Origin of the sequence: Agrococcus sp. UYP10 (assembly GCF_040547205.1) — a bacterium.
GTDB lineage: Bacteria > Actinomycetota > Actinomycetes > Actinomycetales > Microbacteriaceae > Agrococcus > Agrococcus jenensis.
This window is the reverse complement of sequence record NZ_JBEPPG010000001.1, coordinates 2,513,593-2,534,863: the sequence shown is the minus strand read 5'-3', so window position 1 is coordinate 2,534,863 and position 21,271 is coordinate 2,513,593. Positions and strand designations below refer to the sequence as shown.

Here is a 21,271-nt window from a genome sequence, read left to right as displayed (position 1 = left end):
CGCGTCAGGCGCCGTGGTTCTGCGCCGTCGGCAGGTGCTTCGCCCACCAGCGCAGCACGTGCTCGAAGCGCTCCACCCGGTGCCGCGGCTGGCCGGAGCGCGTCAGCTCGTGGTTCTCGCCGGGGAAGAGCAGCAGCGCCGTCTCGACGCCCTGGCGCTTGAGCGCCGCCCAGTAGCGCTGCGCCTGCTCGGGCGGGCAGCGCCAGTCCTCCTCGGAGTGCACGACGAGCGTCGGCGTGCGCACGTCGCCCACGCGCGCCATCGGGCTCTGCGCGCGCACCGCCTCGGCGTCGGTGCCGGTGTACTCGCCGCCGAAGAACCAGCCGATGTCGCTCGTGCCGACGAAGGTCTCCGGGTCGAGGAAGCCGCGCTCGACGATGGCCGCCGTGAAGCGCTGGTCGTTCGCGATGATCCAGGCCGTCAGGTAGCCGCCGTAGGAGCCGCCCATGACGCCGAGGCGCTGGCCGTCGAGCTCGGGATGCGCGGCGATCGCGCCGTCGAGGAAGTCGAGCACGTCGTGCATGTCGACGGTGCCCATCGACTGGCGGATCGCGAGCCCGTGCTCGCGCCCGTAGCCCGCCGAGCCGCGCGGGTTGCACTGCACCACCGCGTAGCCGGCCGCGACCGCGACCTGGGCCTCGTCGAACACGCCGATGCTGTACTGCGCGAACGGGCCGCCGTGGATGTTGAGCAGCACCGGGTGCGGGCCTGGACCCTCGGGCAGCCAGACCCAGCCGTGCACCGAGCCGCCGTCGCGACCGGGGAGCTCGTGCTCGACGGGCTCGACGATCCCGGTGCGCTGCAGACCCGCGCCGAAGTCGGTGACCACGGTGACGCCGCGGTCGTCGAGCACCGCGACCTCGCCGGCGGAGGTCGGGGTCGCGACGGTGGCGACGGTGACGCCCGCGCCCACGCCGTGCCCGAGCACCTCGAGGTCGCCGCCGATGAGCTCCTTGATGCCGCCGCCCGTGACGTGGAGCAGCCGCACGCGGCCGCGGTTGCGCTCCTGCACGAGCACGCCGTCCTCCACGACGGTCGCGTGGCTGCCGCCCTCGCCGAGGTCGGCGCCGCTCTCGTCGGTGACCTCCTCGGGGTGCGCGCCCGGCTGCTCGAGCACGAGCAGCTGCGTGTGCCGGGCGACGAAGTCGCGGCCGGAGTCGCCCATCCGCTGGGCGAGCAGCACGAAGCCGCCGTCGGGCGTGGGCTGCACCTGGTCGACCGAGAGCCCGGCGCGCGACGACAGGATCGTGTGCGGCTCGCCCTGCGGCACGTGCGCGTCGAACTCGACGACCGCGTTGACGAGGTCGTCGTCGCGGGTGGCGTGGCGAGCGGTGACGCACAGCACGCGCCGGCCGTCGCTCGAGAAGACCGGCGCGGCGTGATCGAAGTCGCCGTGGCTCAGCTGGATCGCCGGCGCGGTGCGCGGCAGGTCGTCGCTCGTCGACGGCAGGTCGTGCGGGTGCGGTGCGCGCTCGTAGAACGGCTCGGCGTCGAGGTCGGGCATCGGCGCGACGAACACGTGCGTCCGGCGGCCGACGAGGCTGCCGGTGCCGTTCGCGAGGTTGCGGTTGCGGGTGATGAGGCGCGGCGACTCGTGCGCGGCGTCGAGGCCCTCGACGGAGCCGTAGCGGCCGGGCTCGATGACCGCGCCCGTGCACGCGATCCGGTCGCCCTCGGGCGAGATCGCGAACGCGTCGACGCCGCCGTCGAGCGAGGTCGCCTGCACGGGCTCGCCGCCCTCGGCGCGCATCGCCCACACCTGCTGCTTGCCCTTCGCGTCGGCGCGCAGGAACAGCAGCGCCTCGCCGTCGGCGGACAGCTGCGGCGCGCGGTCGGCGACGCCGCCGGTGATGCGGCGGCGGGTGCCGTCGGTGAGCGAGACGCGCCACAGCTGGCCGACGTTGCGGTTGGCGCGCAGGCTCGGCCGGCTGGTCGCGACGACCGCCCAGGTGCCGCTCGGGTGGACGGCGGGGCGCGAGAGCGAGACGAGCTGCTCGATGTCCTCGGCGCGCATCAGGCCTGCGCTCCCTCGGCCGCGCCGAACCCGGAGACGTCGCCCACGATGCGCGTGCTGTCATCGGGGACCGGCTCGACGGCGGCGAGCGCCACCTCGTGCGCGAACTCCTCGACGTTGTACAGCTTGCCGGCGTCCTCCCGGCGGCTCGCGATCGCGCCGGGGTTCGCGCGCTCGAGCAAGGTCGCCGTGATGGTGCCCTCGATCATGTCGCCGGAGACGACGACGAGCTCGATGCCGCGCTCCCGAAGCCCCGGGATGCGCTCGCGGAGGGCATCCTCGCCGGCGCGCTTCGAGCGGGCGACCGCCTCGTACTCGGGCATCGTCGGGGTGGTCAGGATGAAGTGCGCCTGGTGGCTCGTCACGAAGACGACCCGCGCGCCGTCGCGCAGCACCGGCAGCGCCGCGTCGAGGAGCGCGACCTGGGCGTCGCGGTTGAGGCGCATGGCGTAGTCCTCGCCCATGCCGCTCTCCATGCCGCCGGAGGCGTTCATCACGAGGATGTCGAGGCCGCCGAAGCTCGCCCGCGCCGCCTCGAACATCGCGGCGACGCTGTCGGCGTCGGTGAGGTCGGCCTGCACCGCGATCGCTCGCACGCCCTGCTGCTCGGCGGCTGCGACGACCTTCTCGGCCCGCGGTGCCTTCGCCCGGTAGTTGACGACGACATCGGCTCCGGCGGCCGCCAGCAGCGCGACGGTCGCGGCGCCGATGCCGCGGCTCGAGCCGGTGACGAGGGCCGTGCGGCCGGTGAGCGAGCCTGGCTCGAGATGGGCGGGTGCGGTGTTCGGCACGGGAGCTCCTTCGTTCCCGTCGACCCTACTGCCACGCCGCGGCGAGGGCGCTGGCGCGACCGCCTGCGTGCCGGGCCGCATCCCAGGCTCCGCTCCCTATGCTGAAGGGGTGGATCTCGTCCAGTACGCGTGGGTCGTGTGGCTCGTGGTGGCACTCGTGTGCTTCATCATCGAGATGGTCACGCTCGAGTTCACCTTCCTCATGATCGGCCTCGCGTCGACCGTCGGCCTCGTCTCGAGCATCACCGGACTGCCGTGGTGGGTGCAGATCCTCATCGCCGCCGCCGCGGCGCTCCTGCTGCTGTTCCTTGTCCGTCCGAAGCTGCTCGAGCGGCTGCAGGAGTCGGGCGAGGTCAACAAGCAGGGCATCGAGGCGCTGCTCGGCATGGCCGGCGAGGTGACGCGCTCCTTCGAGCGCGGTGCCGGCGAGGTGACCCTCGCGAACGGCGATGTCTGGACGTCCCGCCTCTCCCCCGCCGCGCAGCAGCGCGATCCCGACGTCGGCGAGCGCATCGTCGTCACCGCCATCGAGGGGGCGACGGCCATCGTCGTCCCCGCGCAGCGCTAACCACAAGGAGCATCCATGCCGATCGACGGACAATTCATCCTCGGAGGATTCCTGCTCGTCGTGGTGATCCTCGTCGTCCTGTTCGTGCTCGTCACGCTGTTCAGGTCGATCCGGATCATCAAGCAGGGCTTCACCGGAGTCGTCGAGCGGCTCGGCCGCTTCCACCGCGTGCTCCAGCCGGGCCTCAACTTCCTCGTGCCGTTCATCGACCGCGTCTCGTACCACGTCGACATGCGCGAGCAGGTGCGATCCTTCCCGCCGCAGCCGGTGATCACCGAGGACAACCTCGTGGTCTCGATCGACACCGTCGTCTACTTCCAGGTGACGGATGCGCGCGCGGCGACCTACGAGATCGCCGACTACCTCTCGGCCGTCGAGCAGCTCACGACCACCACGCTCCGCAACGTCGTCGGTGGCATGAACCTCGAAGAGGCGCTCACGAGCCGCGACACGATCAACGGGCAGCTGCGCAACGTGCTCGACCAGGCCACCGGCAAGTGGGGCCTGCGCGTCGGCCGCGTCGAGCTCAAGGCGATCGACCCGCCCCACTCGATCCAGGACTCGATGGAGAAGCAGATGCGCGCCGAGCGCGACCGTCGCGCCGCCATCCTCACCGCCGAGGGCTCGAAGCAGTCGCAGATCCTCGAGGCCGAGGGTCTCCGCCAGTCCGAGATCCTGCGCGCCGAGGGCCAGGCCAAGGCCCAGGTGCTCCGCGCGAAGGGTGACGCCGAGGCGCAGGTGCTGCTCGCGAAGGGTGAGTCGGAGGCCATCGAGCGCGTCTTCGCCGCCATCCACGAGGGCGACGCCGACGACAAGCTGCTGTCCTACCAGTACCTGCAGACGCTGCCGAAGCTCGCCGAGGGCGACGCGAACAAGCTCTGGATCATCCCGTCCGAGCTCACGGAGGCGCTGCAGAGCGTCGGCCGCGGCTTCCTCGAGGGGCGTGCCGACGTGCCGTTCCAGAAGCCGAAGGGCAAGCGCTCGGATGCGGCGGAGCCGTCGATCCTCGACGAGACCTTCCAGGCCGACTCGGTGAGCGACGTCGAGGTTCCGTCGATCGCCGAGACGCTGCAGGCGAGCGGCATCGACCCTCAGGACGCCGGCCGCACCGACACCGTGTCGTCGAGCACGTCGCTCGCCGACGAGACGCCCGACACCGACTACAGCGAGGCGATCGAGACCGCGCGCGAGGCCGCCGCTGAGGCGCCGCGCGCCACGGACGCCGACCAGGGCGTCGACGACGGCGGCTCGCCGCGGGCGTGAGCCCGTACCTGACCCCGGCCCCGCCGAGGGTGCTCGCGCATCGCGGGCTCGCCCTCGGCGCGCCGGAGAACACGATGATGGCCTTCATCGCGGCCGTCGACGCGGGCGCGAGGTTCCTCGAGACTGACGTGCACGCGACCGCCGACGGCGTCGCCGTGCTCGCGCACGATCCCGGGCTCGATCGCGTCGCAGGCACCGACGTCGTGATCGAGCGCACCCTCTGGCGCGACCTGCAGCAGATCGACCTCGGTCAGGGCGAGGGCGTGCCGGGGCTCCGCGAGGCGCTGCTCGCGCTGCCCGACGCGCGCTGGAACATCGACCTGAAGTCGGATGCCTCCGTCGTGCCCGCTGTCCGCGCGGTCGTCGAGGCGAAGGCCGTCGACCGCGTGCTGCTCACCTCGTTCTCGGAGCGGCGCCGCCGGCAGGCGCAGCAGCTGCTGCCGGAGGTCGCCACGAGCGCGTCGAGGTCGATCGTGCTGCAGGCGGTTGCGGCGCAGCGGCTGGGCCTGCGCTCGCGGCTGCGTGGCATCCTCGCGCCGGTGGTCGCGCTGCAGGTGCCGCGCCGCGCGAAGGGCGTCGAGATCATCACTGAGCGGAGCGTCGCGGCCTTCCAGCAGGCCGGCGTCGAGGTGCACGTGTGGACGATCAACGACGAGGCCGAGATGCGCGAGCTGCTCGCGCTCGGCGTCGACGGCATCGTGACCGACCGCTGCGACCTCGCCCTCCCCCTCGTGAGAGGTCACTCCGGCGCCTGAGCGGTCACTCCGGCGCGCGAGTGGTCACTCGGGGATGTGAGTGGTCATTCCGGCGCGTGAGTGGTCACTCCGGGATGTGAGTGGTCATTCCGGGATGTGAGTGGTCATTCCGGCGCGCGAGTGGTCGCTCCGGGATGTGAGTGGTCACTCCGGGATGTGAGTGGTCACTCCGGCATGTGAGTGATCACTCCGGCATGTGAGTGATCACTCCGGGATGAGTGGCCACTCCGGGATGTGAGTCGCTGCTGCCGGCCGTGAAGGGTCATCGAAGGTGACCGATGCACCCGGTGGGTGAATCGCGGTCATCCCTGCCGAGCCATCCCGACGCATGGTTCGCGCTCCACGAAGGGAGTGACCACTCACCCGCGGGAGTGACCACTCACCCGCGGGAGTGACCACTCACCTGCGGGAGTGACCACTCACCTGCGGGAGTGACCGCTCACCCGCGGTAGTGACCACTCACCTGCGGGAGTGACCGCTCACCCGCGGGAGTGACCACTCACCCGCGGGAGTGACCACTCACCCGAGGGAGTGACCACTCACCCGAGGCAGTGACCACTCACCCGCGGGAGTGACCACTCAGGTGCGTGAGTGACCACTCGACGCGAGCCGGGCGGCTCCCGGGCGGAGTCGAGCTAGCGGGGCGCCTTCGGGAGCGCGCGCACGCCGGCGAGCGACCACTTCGTGACCGCGCCGAGGGTGGCGAGCTCCTCGGCGAGGCGCATCTTCGAGGCCCCGACCGCCCGCTCTATGAAGCCGATCGGTACCTCCGCGATCGTGCCGCCCGCCTGCGCGACCCGCACGGCCATGGCGATCTGGAAGGCGTAGGCGTCGACCTGGATGGCGTCGAGGTCGACGTGCTCGAGCACGCGCGTGCGGTACACGCGCAGCGAGCTCGTGAGGTCCTGCACGCCGGTGGCGAGCATCCCGCGCGCATAGGCGTTGCCGATGCGCGACAGCACGCGCCGGCGCAGGCCCATGTTGCGCACGTCGCTGCCCTCGACGAACCGCGAGCCGATCACGAGGTCGACGCCCCCTGCGGAGACCGCGAGCAGCTCCGGCAGGTCGTCGGCGTCGTAGGAGCCGTCGGCGTCGGTGATGACGACCTTCGTCGCGCCGCGCGCCATGGCGAAGCGCATGCCCTCGATCACGGCGGAGCGGTAGCCGCGCTCCTCGCGGTGGATCACGAGCGTGCCCGCGTCGCCCTTCGCGAGCCGGTCGGCGAGCTCGCCCGTGCCGTCGGGGCTGCCGTCGTCGATGATCACGAGCTCGGCGTGCGGCACCGACTGGCGGAGCCTGCCGACCGTGCGCTCGAGCGTCTCGATCTCGTTGTAGGTCGGGACGACGATCATCACGTCAGGCATCCGCGCTCCTTCGGTCGGTGCTGCGCCGGGGCCCGCGGCTCGCGATCGCGAGCCCGGCCAGTGCGAGCGCGGCACCGATGCACAGCGCCGCGTCGACCCATGCTCCCAGACGGATGCCGGGAGTGACGGTCGTCGAGAGCGGCAGGTCCTCGAGCATGGCTCCCGGCTCGTACTGCTGCAGCCGGTCGATGACGGTGCCGTCGGGCGCGATCATCGCGCTCGTGCCCACCGTCGAGATGTTCACGAGCGCGCGGCCCGCCTCGACGGCGCGCAGCTGCGCGATCGCGAGCTGCTGCACGTTCTCGGCAGACCCGCGGCCGAAGTCGGCGTTGTTCGTCGGCGCCAGGATGATCTCGGCGCCGTGCGTCGCGACCATCTCCCTGGCGAGCTGGTCGTCGATGATGTCGAAGCAGATCGCGAGCCCGGCTGAGACGCCGGCCACGTCGAAGGCGTTGGCGCTCGAGGGGTCGACCGAGAAGTCGCGCGGGATGAGGTCGAGGAAGCCGAGCGCGTCGAGGATGGGCTCGAAGAGCCAACGCTCCGGCAGGTACTCGGCGAACGGTACCGGGTGGCGCTTGCGGTACTCCGCGACCGCGCCCTCCCCCGGCTCCACCTGGAGCAGCGCGTTGTAGGTGTCGTCGCCGTCTCGGGTCACCGAGCCGACGACGAGCGGCGCGGCGAACGCCGTCGCCACCCGGTCGAGCGCGGCGAGCGTCGCGGGATCCTCGTCGGCGTAGAACTCGGCCGCGTTCTCGGGCCAGACGAGCAGGTCGAGGTCCTCACCGGCGAGCAGCCCGGTCGCGTCGACGTGCTCCTGCAGGATCTCGCCGCGCGTGTACGGCGCCAGCAGGCCGGCCTCACTCGCACCCTGGACCGCACCGACGCGGATGGTGCCGGTCGTCTCCACCGGGAACGCCGGGATCGCGACGACCGCGATGAGCGCTGCCGCCGCGATCGTCAGCCGCCGGCGTAGGATCGTGCGGTGGTGGAGGACGAGCTGCAGCAGCAACGCCGAGAGCGCTGCGAGCACGAACGTCAGGCCGGCGAAGCCGACCCAGCTCGTCGTGTCGGCGAGCGGGCTCGACGCCTGGGTGTGCGCGAGCCTGCCCCATGCGAAGCCGCCCCACGGCACGCTCGACGACAGCGACTCGCGCAGCGTCCAGACGGCGCTGAGCAGCGCCGGCATGCCGAGGAAGGCGCCGAGCGGCCGCTGCAGGCGCGGCTCGCCCCAGCGCCACGCGAGCGCGAGGGCCATGCCGCCCAGTCCCCACCAGACCGCCATCCAGGCGGTGAGCGCGACGAGCGGCACGGCGCCGAGGTAGACGGTGATCCACTGGATGTGGAGCAGGAAGAAGATGGCGCCGGTGGTGAACCCGAGCCAGAACGCGGAGGGCAGCGTGCGGCCGCGCAGCGACGCCAGCGCGAGCGCGACGGCCGGCACCACGAGGAACCACCAGTCGAACGGCTGGAAGGCGAACGGCAGCAGCGCGCCACCGAGGATGGCCGCGGCCCACGCGTAGGCGAGCGGCAGGGGCTGGCGGGCGCGGAGGCGGAGCGTCGCCGCTGCGCGCGCGGGGCTCGGCCGCGCCGCGGGGGCCGCGGCGCTCGGCTCCGCGCCAGTGCGAGACGCGCTCACAGCGCGGATCCGGACGCCTCGACGACGCCGCGGCGGATGCGGTCGACGGCCTCGCCCGCCGTGCGCGAGAGGCGCTTCGGCGCCACCTGCTCGAGCTGCTCGAGCACGTCGATCGTCTGCTTCGTCCAGCGCACGAAGTCGCCGGCGGCGAGCTCGGTGTCCTGCAGCACCGCCTCGAGCTGGTAGCCGCGCGACCAGCGATGCATCGCGAGGGTGAGCCCCGTCTGCAGCGGCAGGGTCCCGGGCAGCCGGTGGCCCTGCTCGAGGTCGTCGAGCTGCGCCCAGAGCCGCTGCGTCGCGTCGAGCGCGTCGAGGAACGGCCCCTTCGGCAGCATCCGCTCCGGCAGCATGCCGTCGTCGCGCCTGCCCTCGTAGACGAGCGCGCAGGCGATCGCGGCGAGCGCGGGCGCGTCGAGCCCGGTCCACAGGCCCTGGCGGAGGCTCTCGGCGGTCAGCAGGTCGCGCTCGCCGTAGATGCGGCGCAGCACGTCGCCCGCGGCGGAGACCCGCTCGCCGTCAGCGGTCTGCTCGAGGTAGCCGAGCTCGCGGAGGATCTCGGTGATGCGGTCGAAGCGCTCCGCGACCTGGCCGGTGCGGCGGTCGATCTGCCGCTCCGCCTTCTCGATGTCGCGGCGCAGCCGCCAGTAGCGCTCGCCCCAGCGGGCGTGCTGCTCGCGATCCGGGCACGCGTGGCACGGATGCGCGCGCATCGCGGCCCGCACGCGCTTCAGCTCGCGCTGCAGCCGCTCGTGGTCTCCGTGGCTGAGGCCCTGCCGCTGGTCGTCCCGCTCGAGGTCGGTCACCTCGCGCCGCAGCTGCGCGTACTCGCGGAAGTCGCCGAGGTGGCACGTCATCGACTCCTCGTAGCCGGCGAGGCTCGCGCGCTGGTCGACGACGCGGCGGGCGAGCTGCACGACCGAGCGGTCGGCCTGGAACTGCGCGAACGACGTCTCGAGCACCTCGCGGGTGCCGACGACGCCGAGCCGGTCGACGAGGTTGACCGCCATGTTGTAGGTCGGGCGGAAGCTCGAGTGCAGCGGGTAGGTGCGGCGGGAGGCGAGCCCTGCCACCTCCGCGGGCTGGAGGGCGCCGTTCCAGACGACCACGCCATGGCCCTCGGTGTCGATGCCTCGGCGACCGGCGCGGCCAGTGAGCTGCGTGTACTCCCCCGGCGTGATGCGCACGCGGGCCTCGCCGTTGAACTTCTCGAGCTGCTCGAGCACGACCGTGCGCGCCGGCATGTTGATGCCGAGCGCGAGCGTCTCGGTCGCGAAGACGACCTTGACGAGCCGCGCGCGAAAGAGCTCCTCGACGACCTCCTTGAACACCGGCAGCAGCCCCGCGTGGTGCGCGGCGACGCCGCGCTCCAGCCCGTCGAGCCACTCGAAGTAGCCCAGCACGCCGAGGTCGGCGTCGTCGAGCAGCCGGCAGCGCTCGTCGACGATCGCGCGGATCTCGGCGCGGTCCTCGGGGGTCGTGAGCCGCACGCCGCCCTGGACGACCTGCCGCACGGCGGCGTCGCATCCGGCGCGCGAGAAGATGAAGTCGATCGCCGGCAGCATCTGCCGGTCGTCGAGCATCGCGATGAGCTCGACGCGGTCGACCCGGCCGCCGAAGCCGCCACGGCCCCTGCCGGGTCCGGGCCCGGGGCGGTGGCCGCCCTTCGCCGGGCGCCGCGAGCGGTAGCGGTTGTGGCCGCCCCGGTCGCGATGGCCGTGCGACGCCGAGTCGGCGATGTCGCTGCCGCGGGCGAGCTCGACGAGCTCGCGGCCTGGCCTGTGCGACTCCTCGCCCGCCTTCGAGTCGAAGAGGTCGACGAGCCGGCCGCGGATGTGCACGTGCGCGTCGAGCGGCACCGGCCGGTGCTCGCTGACGATCACGCGCGTGTCGCCGCGCACCGCGTCGAGCCAGGCGCCGAACTCCTCCGCGTTCGAGACGGTCGCTGAGAGCGACACCATCCGCACGTGCCGCGGGAGGTGGATGATGACCTCCTCCCAGACGGCGCCGCGGAAGCGGTCGGCGAGGTAGTGCACCTCGTCCATCACGACGTACTCGAGCTCGGTGAGGTCGCGGCCCTCGTAGAGCATGTTGCGCAGCACCTCGGTGGTCATGACCACGATCCGGGCGTCGCCGTTGATCGAGGTGTCGCCGGTGAGGAGGCCGACGGATGCGGGGCCGTAGACCTCGGTGAGCTCGCGGTGCTTCTGGTTCGACAGCGCCTTCATCGGCGTCGTGTAGAAGACCCGGCCGGTCGGCGCCTCCATCGTCATGTGGATCGCGAACTCCGCCACGACGGTCTTGCCGGCACCGGTCGGCGCGGCGACGAGCACGCTCGAGCCCGCCTCGATCGCCTCGCACGCCTCCCGCTGGAAGGGGTCGAGGCCGAAGGGCATGGCCCGGGCGAAGGCGTCGGTGGCGTGGCTCATGCGACTCGGCTCTCCTCGGCCAGCGCGCGCTTCGCGCGCCGGCGATCGACGATGAGGGCGAACCCGGCGGCGGCGAAGTACAGCACGATCATCGGCACGGCGATGATGAACATGCTGAGCACCTCCCCCGCGGGGGTGACGAAGGCGCCGAAGAGGGTCGCGGCGAGCACGGCCCAGCGCCAGCCCTTGAGGATGGTCGTCCCCTCGTAGACGCCGGCGAGGTTGAGGAAGACGACGATGACCGGCAGCACGTAGGCGACGCCGACGGCGAAGACGAGCTTGAACGAGAAGTCCCAGTAGTCCTGCGCACCGAGGTAGGCGCTGAACCCCGCGGGCGTGAAGCCCACGAACAGGCTGATGATGCGGGGCAGCACGTACCAGCCCGTCAGGCAGCCGCCGATGAAGAGCGGCACGGCGGCGCCGACGAAGCCGAAGACGTAGCGCCGCTCGACGCTGCGCAGGCCCGGCACGATGAATGCGAGCAGCTGCCACAGCCAGATCGGGCTCGACAGGATGATGCCGAGCATGAACGCGATGCGCATCTGCACGTCGAACGCCTGCGTGACGTTCGTGATGTTGAGGTCGACGGCGAGGCCCTGAGCGCGCAGGTCGTCGAGCGGTGCGCTCAGCAGCTGCAGCACCGGGGCGGCGAGGAAGAAGCCGACGATCGCGCACACCCCGAAGGCGATGCCTGCGATGAGGAAGCGCCGCTTGAACTCGCGCAGATGCCCGGCTAGCGGCATCCGGCCCTGGCGGTTCTCGATGCGGCCTCTGCGGGCCATCCGCCTACTTCCGGTCGGTGCTGGACGCGGTGTCGTCGGTCTCCGGGCTCGAGGAGGGGGCCGTGGCGTCGTCGCCCTTGACCTCCTTCTTCAGGATGTTCACGGACTGACCGATGCTCCGCGCAAGTGCCGGGAGCTTCGTCGCGCCGAAGATGAGCACGACGATGATCAGGATGATCCACCAATGCGATGCCGCGTTGTTGAAGAAGCCGCCCATGATCGTTTCCCCTGTCGTCTGCCCTACGCACCCATCCTACCGGCCCGCGTGCGCGGGCGATGCTTCCGCGCTCAGGCGGGCTGCGCGCCGTCGGCGCCGCCATCGGCGCCGCGCAGCGCCTCGACCGCGAAGCGGTGCATCGCGCGGCGCAGGCTCGCGGGCGCGACGATCTCGGCGTCGCCGCCGCACGCGGCGACCGCGCGCAGCACGCTCGGCTCGCTCCACACCTCGATGTCGAGCCGCACGCGCTCGCCGTCGATCGAGACGGGCTCGCTCGTGGCGTAGTCGGCGAGCATCGCCGCGGCCGCGCGCGTCGCCACGACCTGCGCCGTGCCGGCGACCACCCGCTCATGCGGGGGCAGCTGCTCGGGCCACGCGTCGCCGACCGGCTCGATCGACTCGATCCGGTCGAGGCGGAACGTGCGCATCCCCTGCCGGTCGAGGTCGACGCCCTCGACGAAGACCTGCCCCTCGCGCAGCTGCAGGCGCACGGGGGCGACGCGGCGACGCGAGCTGCCCTCGCCGGGCTTGCGGTAGTCGATCGCGAGCACCCGGCGGTCGCGGATGGCGTCGCGCACGACCTGCGCGGTGCGCGGCACGGCGCGGGCGTCGACGGCGACGGTGTCGGCGCCCGTCGACGCGGCGCGGCGGAGCTTGGCGCGCAGCGCCTCGACGCGCTCGGGCGATGCGTCGGTGTAGCCGGCGACGAGCGCAAGCCCCGCGATGAGCGCGCTCGCCTCGCGCGGCGAGAGCCGCAGCGTCTCGTCCTCGAAGGCGGGCCGCATCGTCACGGCGATGATGTCCTGCTCCTCGAACGCGTCGACGTCGATGTCGAAGCGCACGAAGTCGCCGGCGCCGTCGGGCACGCCTGACATGAACACCCGCTGCACCGCCTCGCGGATGCGCTCCTGGTCGACGCCGAAGTGGCGTGCCGCCTCCTCGACGGATGCGGAGCCCGATGCGCTGACGTACTGGATGAGCGACAGCAGCAGCCCGAGGCCGCGCTCGACTCGACCGGCGCTCACGAACCGTTCCCGTCGGCGTGCGCGTCGCGGATGCGCTCGAGCCGCTGGCGCACGAGCTCGCGCTGCTCGTCGGGCCAGACGACGGCGATGTCCGCGCCGAAGCCTGCCAGCTCGTCGGCGACGACGTGCCGGTCGGCGTGGTGGATCACGAGCAGACGGCCCTCCTCGGCGGTGTCGGGCCGGTGGCGCAGGCGGATGTCGGCGTCGCTGCCGGGCACCGCGAGCACGCGCACCGTTGCGCTGCGCCAGATCTCCTCGAGCTTCTCGATCGCCGCCGACGCGGCGTCGGCCGGAGCCTCGAACGGCCGCTTCGGCGCGCGGTCGCGCACCGGTGAGACGATGCGCTGCATGAGGAACGTGCGGGTGTCCTCCGCGCCGAGGTCGTGGCCGACGAGCATCCACCGCCCCCGGAACAGCACGGTCGCCCAGGGCTGCACCGTGCGGGTGCGCGGCGTGCGCTCGCCCGGCTTCAGGTAGTCGAAGACCACCTCGCGGCCGCGATCGGCGGCGCGCTTCAGCGCCTGGAACGCGCTCTCGCGCGGACGCTGGCGCGGCTGCAGCACGTCGGCCGCCTCGCTGCGGCCGGGGGTGCGCTCGAGCGGCAGGCCGCCGCGGAACTCCGGGTCGGCGCGCAGCTTGAGCGCGGCGCGCTGCGCCTCCTCGGTGAGGCCGCCCTCGTGCCAGACGCGCAGCGCGAGGTCGAGCAGCTCGCGCTCCTCGGCGTCGAACTGCAGCTCCGCGGGGTCGCCGAGCACGCCGTCGAGCACGCGGTAGCGGGCGTCGTGGTTGCTGTCGTCGCCCGGGGGCTGCACGACGTCGATGACGATGCCCAGCTCGCGCAGCGCATCCTTGTCGCGCTCGAACATGCGCTCGAGCGCGTCACCCGGCCGCTGCCCCTGGTAGCCGGCGACGCGCTCGAAGAGCTCGTGCTTCGTGACGCCGCCGCGCGTGTCGACGAGCGCGAGCAGGAGCGAGAACTGCCGCTCCTCGGCCTCGATGCGTGCCATCAGCTCGCGGTCATTCGGCGGCGGGCTCGAGACGGTCGAGGATGTCGATCACGAACAGGAGGTGCTCGCCCTCGCCGATCGACGCGGGGCGCGTCGCCGGGTCGTCGTAGCCGAGCTCCTGCGGGATCGAGACCACGACCTGGCTGCCGATCGGCTGGCCGACCACGGCATCCACGAATCCGGGGATGAGGCTGGCGTCGTCGATCGTGAAGACCGCGGGCGCGCCCGTCTCCCACGACGAGTCGAACACCTCCTCGGTCTCCCAGACGATGCCGGTGTAGTGCAGCAGCAGGCGGTCGCCCTCGGCGACCTCCTCGCCCGTGCCGCGGATGCTCTGCATCACGGTGAGGTCCGCGGGGGCGGGGCTGCCGGGGAAGGTGACGCCGGGGCGGCCGTCGGGGGCGAGCGCGATCGCGGGCATGCCCTGCTGGCCGGGGCGTGCGCTGCCCTCGGCGCGGCCCGCGCGCACGTCGCTGACGCCGAGCACGACGACGGCGGTGTCGGCCGGCGTGATGTCGAGCTCCGGCGACTCCGCCGTCGGGCCGAAGAGGCTCGAGATGGTGGTCGTCACGACGATGCTCGCGCCCGGAGCGCCGCACGCGACGGCGTCGGCGAGCACCGATTCGCCGCCGGCCGTGAGGCGCAGCGGGGTCGCGGGCGGCTGGCCCTCGGCCGATGCCTCGTAGGAGCTGGAGATGAGGGCGCCGGTCTTGCCGGAGTAGACGACGTAGTCGGCGTCGACGATGTCGCCCTCGCTCGCGCGCTTGCCCTCGCCGCCGAGCACCTGCGCCTGGTCGCCGTCGGAGACGAGCGGGATCTCGAACTCGACGGTCGGTGCGCCCTCCGCCTGCTCGACGCTCACCTGGCTCGTCGCGGCCCCCGGCTGCAGGAGTGGCCCGCAGCCGTCGATGCTGCCCGCAGGCGCCTGGCACGCGGTGAGGCCGGCTGCTGCGACGAGCAGCGCGGCGATCGAGAGGGGGCGTGTGCGCACGGCGGTGCCTTTCGGGGTCGGGGAGGCTCGGGTCAGTCTACCTGCGCGGCCGACTCGGCCGCGTCCGGCGGGGTCGGGTCGGCAGGCGTCGACGGGGCCGTCGTGGCAGCGGCCGCAGGGCGCCCGCCGCTCGTGATCGCCTCCGCCTGGATGCGCGCGTCGCGCGCCGCCCGACGGGCGCGCTTGTCGCTCGGCGTGCGGTCGCCGACCGCGCCAGGGGTCCACGCCTCGATGTCGGCGTCGGCGAAGTCGGCCTTCGCGGCGCGGCGGCGGAACGACGGCAGGTCGACGCCGTCGGCGACGCGCCGGGCCGTCATGAGGAAGCCGGTGTGCGCGACCATCCGGTGGTCGGGCCGCACCGCGAGCCCCTCGACGTGCCAGCCGCGCACGAGCGTCTCCGACGACTTCGGCGCCGTGAAGCGGCCGTCGGCGCGGATCGCCTCGACGGTGCGCGAGAGCTGGGTGACGGTCGCGACGTAGCAGAGCACGAGCCCGCCGGGCCGCAGCGCCCGAGCGGTCGCCTCGACGCACTCCCAGGGCGCGAGCATGTCGAGCAGCACGCGGTCGGCCTCGCCGTCGGCCACGTGCGCCGGCAGCTCCTCGGCGAGGTCGCCGAGCACCGTCTGCCAGTTGTCGGGGCGGCCGCCGAAGAAGCCGGTGACGTTCGACTCGGCGACCGCGCGGAACTCCTCGCGCCGCTCGAACGAGACGAGCCGGCCGGTGCCGTGCAGCGCGCGCAGCAGGAACAGCGAGAGCGCGCCGGAGCCCACGCCCGCCTCGACGACCGTGAGGTCGGGGTGGATGTCGGCGAAGCCGACGATGTGCGCCGCGTCCTTCGGGTAGATGATCGCGGCGCCGCGCGGCATCGACATGACGTAGTCGTGCAGCAGCGGGCGGATCGCGAGGTGCGGGGCCTCCCCCACCATGACGAGCGAGCCGTCGTCGGCGCCGACGAAGCCCTCGTGCGGCACGGAGCCGTGCTGGGTGTGGAGGTGCTTGCCCTCGGTGAGCACGATCGTGTTCATCCGCTGCTTCGGGCCGGTGACCTGCACCACGTCGCCCCACTGGAAGGGACCGGTCCTGCCCATCATGCGCGGGCCTCTCTGATCGCGGCCGCGAGGTCTGCCGGGGTGCGCCCGGCGAGGGTGGGCCAGTGGATGACGCCGGGCACGCGCGAGACGTCGACGGCGTGCGGCACGCCGATCGTGGTGATGCCCGCGGCGAGCGCGCTCGCGACGCCGGTGAACGAGTCCTCGATCGCGACCGCATCCGCCGGGTCGACGCCGAGCAGCGACGCGCCGCGCAGGTAGGGCTCGGGGTGCGGCTTGCCGCGCTCGCACTCGTCGCCCGCGACGGTCGCGTCGAAGGGCGCGGTGCCGAGCGCCGCGGCGAAGGCGGCCTCGATGCGGTCGACGAGCGCGCGGGTCGACATCGTGACGAGCGCGACGGGGACGCCCTGCTCGCGCAGCTGGCGCAGCAGCTCGAGCGCGCCGGGGCGGGCGGGCAGGGTGTCGCCGAGGTCGGCGATCACCTCGCTGACGAGGCGCTCGACGATGGCGTCGGCCTCGAGCGGCACGCCGCGGGCGATGAACGCGCGGGCGCCGTCCCAGAGGTCGATGCCGACGAGCGACTCCGCGTCGTCGGCGGTCCAGGGGATGCCGAACTCGGCGGCGAGGCGGGCCTCGGCGGCCATCCACGACGGCTCCGAGTCGATGAGGGTGCCGTCCATGTCGAACAGCACGGCGGCAGGCGAGATCACCGAGCCAGCCTAGTCGCGCGGGGTCGGCGGCTCCGACGGGCCGTGGCTGCGGCGTCGGGCTCCGCGCTCTCAGCGCCACCGCGCGCGCGTAGACTCGGCGCTTGACGTGGAGGAGGTGCCAGGCGTGGCACGAGGACCGATCGAGGGCCGCATCATGGTGGTCGCGTTCGAGGGCTGGACGGATGCCGGCGACGCGGCGAGCGGCGCGGTGCGCCGGCTCATCGAGGCGTGCGAGCTCGAGGCGTTCGACGAGATCGAACCGGATGAGTTCGTCGACTTCGCGATGCACCGCCCGGTGGTGCGCACGCTCGAGGACGGCACGCGCGCGCTGCAGTGGCCGTCGACGATCGCCTATGCGCCGACCAAGCCGTCGAGCCGCGAGGCGCTCGCCGAGGACGCGGGGCTCGACGTCTCGAGCGGCAACGAGGGCGAGATCTTCGCGCTCGTCGGTGCGGAGCCGAGCCGCAACTGGACTGCGTACGCCTCGGAGTTCCTCGAGATCGTGCGCGGCTGCGAGGTCGACGCGATCGTGTTCGTCGGCGCGATGCTCGCCGACGTGCCGCACACCCGGCCCATCTCGACGTCGATCACGAGCGACAGCCGCGAGCTGCAGGCGCGCCTCGGGGTGCTGCAGAGCGAGTACGAGGGGCCGACGGGCATCATGACGGTGCTGTCGCTCGCGGCGCAGGAGGCGGGCGTCCGCACCGCGTCGCTGTGGGCATCCGTGCCGCACTACGTGCACAACGCGCCCGCGCCCAAGGCCGTCATCGCGCTCGTCGACCAGCTGTCCGAGATGGTCGACGTCACGATCCCGCTCGGCGACCTCGTCGAGCAGTCGGGCGAGTGGGAGCGCGGGATCGACGAGCTCACCGAGCGCGACGACGACATGCGCGCCTACATCGGCAAGCTCGAGGAGCAGCGCGATGCGGTCGAGAGCCCGGAGGCGTCGGGCGAGGCGATCGCGCACGAGTTCGAGCGATTCCTGCGCGACGAGAGCAAGAAGCCGACGGACGGGCCGGCAGCGGCCGACGACGACGACGCCCCGCCGGCGCCGCCGGTCTGACCCTCCCGGCGGGTCCGCTCGCCGACCGGTGGCCCGGCCCGCGGCAGGTGGGGCTGCAGCACCGCCCCTCGCGGGTGAGCCCACCCGTCGCGGCGAGAGCCGCTCACCGCGGGCCCGGCTGACCGGCAGCCGGCAGCCGGGTCAGCGCGGCTCGACGCTCCGCAGGTCGATCCCCAGCAGCGCATCGATCGCGGCGAGGCTGCCCTCGTCGGCGGGCGCACGCAGGATGAATGCATCCACCGCCTGCAGCGCCGCCGGCGTGTGCAGGTCGTCGGCGAGCGTCACGCGGAGCCACGGCACGATCGACTCCGCGAGCGACGGGTCGTCGTCGGGCGTCGTCGACCACGCGAGCCAGCGGTCGAGCCGCTGCTCCGCAGCCTCGAGCATCTCCGGGAACCACTCCCAGTCCTCGCGCCAGTGGTGGTCGAGCAGCGCGAGCCGCACTGCGGCGGGCCGTGCGCCCTCCTGCAGCAGCCGCGAGACGAGCACGAGGTTGCCGAGCGACTTCGACATCTTCTCGCCCTCGAACGCGACGAGCCCGGCGTTGAGGCGCACGTCGCTGAACATCGGCGCGCCGAGCGCGAGCGCGTGGTGCCCCTGCATCTCCTGGTGCGGGAAGCGCAGGTCGCGGCCGCCCGCCGCCACCGTGAACGGCGCGCCGAGCTCCTCCATCGCGATCGCGGTGCACTCGACGTGCCAGCCGGGACGCCCGCGGCCGACCGGCGAGTCCCACGCGGGCTCCCCCGGGCGCTCGGCGCGCCAGAGCAGCGGGTCGAGCGGCGAGCGCTTGCCGGGGCGATCGGGATCGCCGCCGAACTCGCGGGTCAGCTCGAGCATCTCGTCGGTACCGGTGCGGCTGCCCGTGCCCATCGGGAACTGGCGCCGCTTCGTCGAGTCGAACAGCACGTCGACACCGTTCGCGTCGACAGCGCCCTCGGCCGGGAGCGTGTAGGCGTCACCGGTGTCGAGCATCCGCTGCACCGCCTCGGCGATGGGCTGGATGCGCTCGGTCACCGCGACCCAGGAGTCGGGCGGCAGGACGCGCAGCGCCTCCATGTCGCCGCGGAACAGCTGCTGCTGGCGATCGGCGAGCTCGCGCCAGTCCACGCCGTCGCGCGCGGCGCGCTCGAGCAGCGGGTCGTCGACGTCGGTCGAGTTCATCGCCGTGCGCACCTCGAGCCCGGCGTCGAGCCACACGCGCGTGAGCGTGTCGAACGCGAGGTAGGTGAACGCGTGGCCCAGGTGGGTCGCGTCGTAGGGCGTGATGCCGCACGTGTACATGGATGCCACCGGCCGGCCCTCCGGACCGCCGGCGGGGATCACCGCGCGGCCGTCTCGCCGCACGTCGTGCACGCTCGGACGCTCCCCCGTGCCGTGCCCGAGCGCGTCGAGCGACGGCACCTCCGCGCGCTGCCAGGACCTCACTGCACGCCCCCGATCACTGGGCGTCGATCCAGCCGGCGCTCAGCGCGACCAGCAGCACCACGCCGAGCGCGATGCGGTAGATGACGAACGGCAGGAAGCTGCCGCGCGAGATGAAGGCCATGAGCCACTTGATGACCGCGATGCCGACGAGGAACGCGACGATCGTGGCGACGATCGTGGGACCCCAGCCGAGGCCGACCGACGACGGCTCGGTGATCGCCTGCGCCGTCTCGTACAGGCCTGCGCCGAAGACGGCGGGCACGGCGAGGAAGAACGCGTACTTCGCGGCCGCGGGGCGCTCGTAGCCGAGCGCGCGGCCCATGCTCGTCGTCGCTCCGGAGCGCGAGACGCCCGGCACGAGCGCGAGCACCTGCGCGAGGCCGATGAGCAGGCCGTCGCGGTAGGTGGTCGTCTCGAGCGTCTTCACGCGGTTGCCGAGCATGTCGCACAGGCCGAGGATGACGCCGAAGACGATCAGCACCGTGGCGGTGATCCACAGGCTCCGCCACTGGTCGCGGATGAGGTCCTGGAAGAGCACGCCCGCGAGCACGATCGGGATCGTGCCGATGATGACGAGCCAGCCCATCTTCACGTCGGGGTCGTCCTTCGCCACCCGCCCGCGCAGCGACCCGAACCACTTCGCGATGATGCGCGAGATGTCGCGCCAGAAGAACACCACGACCGCGATCTCGGTGCCGATCTGCGTGATCGCGGTGAACGTCGCGCCAGGGTCCTCCGCCCCAGGCAGCAGCTCTCCGGCGATGCGCAGGTGCGCGCTCGATGAGATGGGCAGGAACTCGGTGGCGCCCTGGAGCACTCCGAGCAGAATCGCGATCAGCCAGTCCATGGTCCCCAGGTCAGTCGTTCGGTCGGTCGGAGGCTCAGTACGTCAGCAGCAGGTCTTCGAGCACGTCGGTGCCGAAGTCGAGCGCTGTGAGCGGCACGCGCTCGTCGACGCCGTGGAACATCGCGGCGAAGTCGAGGTCGGGCGTGAGCTTGAGGGGGGCGAAGCCGTAGCCGGCGATGCCGAGCTCCGAGAGCGACTTGTTGTCGGTGCCGCCGGAGAGCATGTACGGCAGCACGCGTGCCTCGGGGTCGTGCCGGGTGAGCGCCGCAGCCATCGCCTCGACGAGCTCGCCGCTGTAGGGGTGCTCGATGCCGACGTCGCCGTGCACGAGCTCGACCTCGATGTCGTCGCCGACGATCGCCTTGATCGCGTCGATCGCCTCCGTCTCGCGTCCCGGCAGCGGGCGCACGTCGATGCGCGCCTCCGCGACCGAGGGGATGACGTTGTGCTTGTAGCCGGCCTCGAGCATCGTCGGGTTGGCGGTGTGGCGCAGGCTCGAGCGCAGGAAGCGCGAGATCGTGCCGGTGCGCTCTGCGACCGCATCCGGGTCGTCGTCCTCGACGCCGAGCAGCTCGGCGACGCCCGCGATGAGGGCGCGCGTCGTCTCGGTCAGCTCGACGGGGAACTCGTGCGCCCCGACGTCGGCGACCGCGCGCGCGAGCTTCGTCACGGCGTTGTCGCGCATGTGCTGCGAGCCGTGGGCGGCGGTGCCCCGGGCGCGCAGCAGGATCCACTGCAGCGCCTTCTCGGCGGTCTGCAGCAGGTAGGCCCGGGTGCCGGCGATCTCGACGGAGTACCCGCCGACCTCGCTGATCGCCTCGGTCGCGCCCGCGAAGAGCTCGGGGTGCTCGCGCACGAGCCAGTGGGCGCCGTACTCGCCGCCCGCCTCCTCGTCGGCGAAGAACGCGATCACGAGGCCGCGGCGCGGGCGTCGGCCGGCGGCGAGGATGCGCTCGAGGGCCGCGAGGATCATCGCGTCCATCTGCTTCATGTCGACGGCGCCGCGGCCCCACAGGCATCCGTCGCGGATCTCGCCCGCGAACGGGTCGACGCTCCACTCGGATGCGTCGGCCGGCACGACGTCGAGGTGGCCGTGCACGACGAGCAGCGGCAGCGACGGGTCGGTGCCCTCGATGCGCGCGATGACGCTCGCGCGACCCGGCGCCGACTCGAGCGTCTGGCTCTCGACGCCCATCGACGCGAGCACCTCGGCCACGTACGCCGCGGCATCCGCCTCGCCCGACGAGCGACCGCCGCCCCAGTTCTGGGTGTCGAACCGGATGAGGTCCCTGGCGAGCTGGGCGGTGCGGGAGAGGCCGTCGGTCACTCGTCCAGGGT

The 21,271-nt window shown here is 72.8% G+C and carries 19 protein-coding genes; 4 read left to right on the top strand and 15 right to left on the bottom strand.

The window, feature by feature from the left end; translation table 11 throughout:
• Nucleotides 1–4: 4 nt before the first annotated feature.
• Nucleotides 5–2,014: a S9 family peptidase gene (locus ABIB37_RS12420; RefSeq protein WP_354260802.1), complete on the bottom strand. Its 2,010-nt coding sequence runs from the start codon at nt 2,012–2,014 to the stop codon at nt 5–7.
• Nucleotides 2,014–2,805, bottom strand: a complete 792-nt coding sequence (locus ABIB37_RS12415; RefSeq protein ID WP_354260800.1) for an SDR family oxidoreductase — start codon at nt 2,803–2,805, stop codon at nt 2,014–2,016. Before ABIB37_RS12415 ends, ABIB37_RS12420 begins: the two co-directional genes overlap by 1 nt.
• A gap of 109 nt (nt 2,806–2,914) precedes the next feature.
• Between ABIB37_RS12415 and ABIB37_RS12410 the strand changes: the two genes are divergently transcribed.
• The 3 genes from ABIB37_RS12410 to ABIB37_RS12400 are packed head-to-tail and all read left to right on the top strand — an operon-like array spanning nt 2,915 to nt 5,391.
• On the top strand, nt 2,915–3,373 hold the full coding sequence (locus tag ABIB37_RS12410; protein ID WP_245989878.1) for an NfeD family protein: 459 nt from the start codon (nt 2,915–2,917) through the stop codon (nt 3,371–3,373).
• A 15-nt stretch (nt 3,374–3,388) separates the two neighbouring features.
• Complete coding sequence (locus ABIB37_RS12405; RefSeq protein WP_354260798.1) at nt 3,389–4,636, top strand: SPFH domain-containing protein; 1,248 nt, start codon at nt 3,389–3,391, stop codon at nt 4,634–4,636.
• The gene (locus tag ABIB37_RS12400) at nt 4,633–5,391 is read left to right on the top strand and encodes a glycerophosphodiester phosphodiesterase family protein (protein WP_354260796.1); all 759 of its coding nucleotides are present in this window, start codon (nt 4,633–4,635) and stop codon (nt 5,389–5,391) included. The genes ABIB37_RS12405 and ABIB37_RS12400 overlap by 4 nt, the downstream gene beginning before the upstream one ends.
• 635 nt (nt 5,392–6,026) lie before the next feature.
• Here ABIB37_RS12400 and ABIB37_RS12395 read toward each other — a convergent pair.
• The 10 genes from ABIB37_RS12395 to ABIB37_RS12350 form a co-directional block, all read right to left on the bottom strand.
• Entirely contained in the window at nt 6,027–6,755 is a 729-nt protein-coding gene (locus ABIB37_RS12395) for a polyprenol monophosphomannose synthase (RefSeq protein ID WP_354260794.1), read from the bottom strand.
• Nucleotides 6,748–8,391: an apolipoprotein N-acyltransferase gene (gene lnt / locus ABIB37_RS12390; RefSeq protein ID WP_354260792.1), complete on the bottom strand. Its 1,644-nt coding sequence runs from the start codon at nt 8,389–8,391 to the stop codon at nt 6,748–6,750. The genes ABIB37_RS12395 and lnt overlap by 8 nt, the downstream gene beginning before the upstream one ends.
• Complete coding sequence (locus ABIB37_RS12385; RefSeq protein WP_354260791.1) at nt 8,388–10,817, bottom strand: DEAD/DEAH box helicase; 2,430 nt, start codon at nt 10,815–10,817, stop codon at nt 8,388–8,390. Before ABIB37_RS12385 ends, lnt begins: the two co-directional genes overlap by 4 nt.
• Complete coding sequence (gene tatC / locus ABIB37_RS12380) at nt 10,814–11,599, bottom strand: twin-arginine translocase subunit TatC (RefSeq protein WP_354260790.1); 786 nt, start codon at nt 11,597–11,599, stop codon at nt 10,814–10,816. Before tatC ends, ABIB37_RS12385 begins: the two co-directional genes overlap by 4 nt.
• A 4-nt stretch (nt 11,600–11,603) precedes the next feature.
• Nucleotides 11,604–11,816: a twin-arginine translocase TatA/TatE family subunit gene (tatA, locus tag ABIB37_RS12375; protein WP_354260788.1), complete on the bottom strand. Its 213-nt coding sequence runs from the start codon at nt 11,814–11,816 to the stop codon at nt 11,604–11,606.
• 71 nt (nt 11,817–11,887) lie between these two features.
• Entirely contained in the window at nt 11,888–12,841 is a 954-nt protein-coding gene (locus ABIB37_RS12370; protein ID WP_354260786.1) for a helix-turn-helix transcriptional regulator, read from the bottom strand.
• A complete protein-coding gene (locus ABIB37_RS12365) occupies nt 12,838–13,848 on the bottom strand; it encodes a helix-turn-helix transcriptional regulator (protein ID WP_354260784.1) in 1,011 nt (336 codons plus the stop codon). The genes ABIB37_RS12370 and ABIB37_RS12365 overlap by 4 nt, the downstream gene beginning before the upstream one ends.
• A 10-nt stretch (nt 13,849–13,858) precedes the next feature.
• Entirely contained in the window at nt 13,859–14,839 is a 981-nt protein-coding gene (locus tag ABIB37_RS12360) for an FKBP-type peptidyl-prolyl cis-trans isomerase (protein ID WP_354260782.1), read from the bottom strand.
• 32 nt (nt 14,840–14,871) lie between these two features.
• Nucleotides 14,872–15,930 carry a tRNA (adenine-N1)-methyltransferase gene (locus ABIB37_RS12355; RefSeq protein WP_502914052.1) on the bottom strand — a complete coding sequence of 353 codons (1,059 nt, stop codon included), beginning with the start codon at nt 15,928–15,930 and terminating at the stop codon, nt 14,872–14,874.
• Nucleotides 15,927–16,598, bottom strand: a complete 672-nt coding sequence (locus ABIB37_RS12350) for an HAD family hydrolase (protein ID WP_354260780.1) — start codon at nt 16,596–16,598, stop codon at nt 15,927–15,929. The genes ABIB37_RS12355 and ABIB37_RS12350 overlap by 4 nt, the downstream gene beginning before the upstream one ends.
• A 124-nt stretch (nt 16,599–16,722) precedes the next feature.
• Between ABIB37_RS12350 and ABIB37_RS12345 the strand changes: the two genes are divergently transcribed.
• Nucleotides 16,723–17,661: a PAC2 family protein gene (locus ABIB37_RS12345; RefSeq protein WP_354260778.1), complete on the top strand. Its 939-nt coding sequence runs from the start codon at nt 16,723–16,725 to the stop codon at nt 17,659–17,661.
• A gap of 141 nt (nt 17,662–17,802) precedes the next feature.
• Here ABIB37_RS12345 and ABIB37_RS12340 read toward each other — a convergent pair whose 3' ends face one another.
• The 3 genes from ABIB37_RS12340 to ABIB37_RS12330 are packed head-to-tail and all read right to left on the bottom strand — an operon-like array spanning nt 17,803 to nt 21,260.
• The gene (locus tag ABIB37_RS12340) at nt 17,803–19,086 is read right to left on the bottom strand and encodes a cysteine--1-D-myo-inosityl 2-amino-2-deoxy-alpha-D-glucopyranoside ligase (RefSeq protein ID WP_354260776.1); all 1,284 of its coding nucleotides are present in this window, start codon (nt 19,084–19,086) and stop codon (nt 17,803–17,805) included.
• A 13-nt stretch (nt 19,087–19,099) separates the two neighbouring features.
• Nucleotides 19,100–19,933 (bottom strand): undecaprenyl-diphosphate phosphatase, encoded by an 834-nt coding sequence (locus ABIB37_RS12335; RefSeq protein WP_354260774.1) that lies wholly within the window; start codon nt 19,931–19,933, stop codon nt 19,100–19,102.
• Between the two features lie 34 nt (nt 19,934–19,967).
• Nucleotides 19,968–21,260 carry a M20/M25/M40 family metallo-hydrolase gene (locus ABIB37_RS12330; RefSeq protein ID WP_354260772.1) on the bottom strand — a complete coding sequence of 431 codons (1,293 nt, stop codon included), beginning with the start codon at nt 21,258–21,260 and terminating at the stop codon, nt 19,968–19,970.
• Between the last annotated feature and the right edge of the window lie 11 nt (nt 21,261–21,271).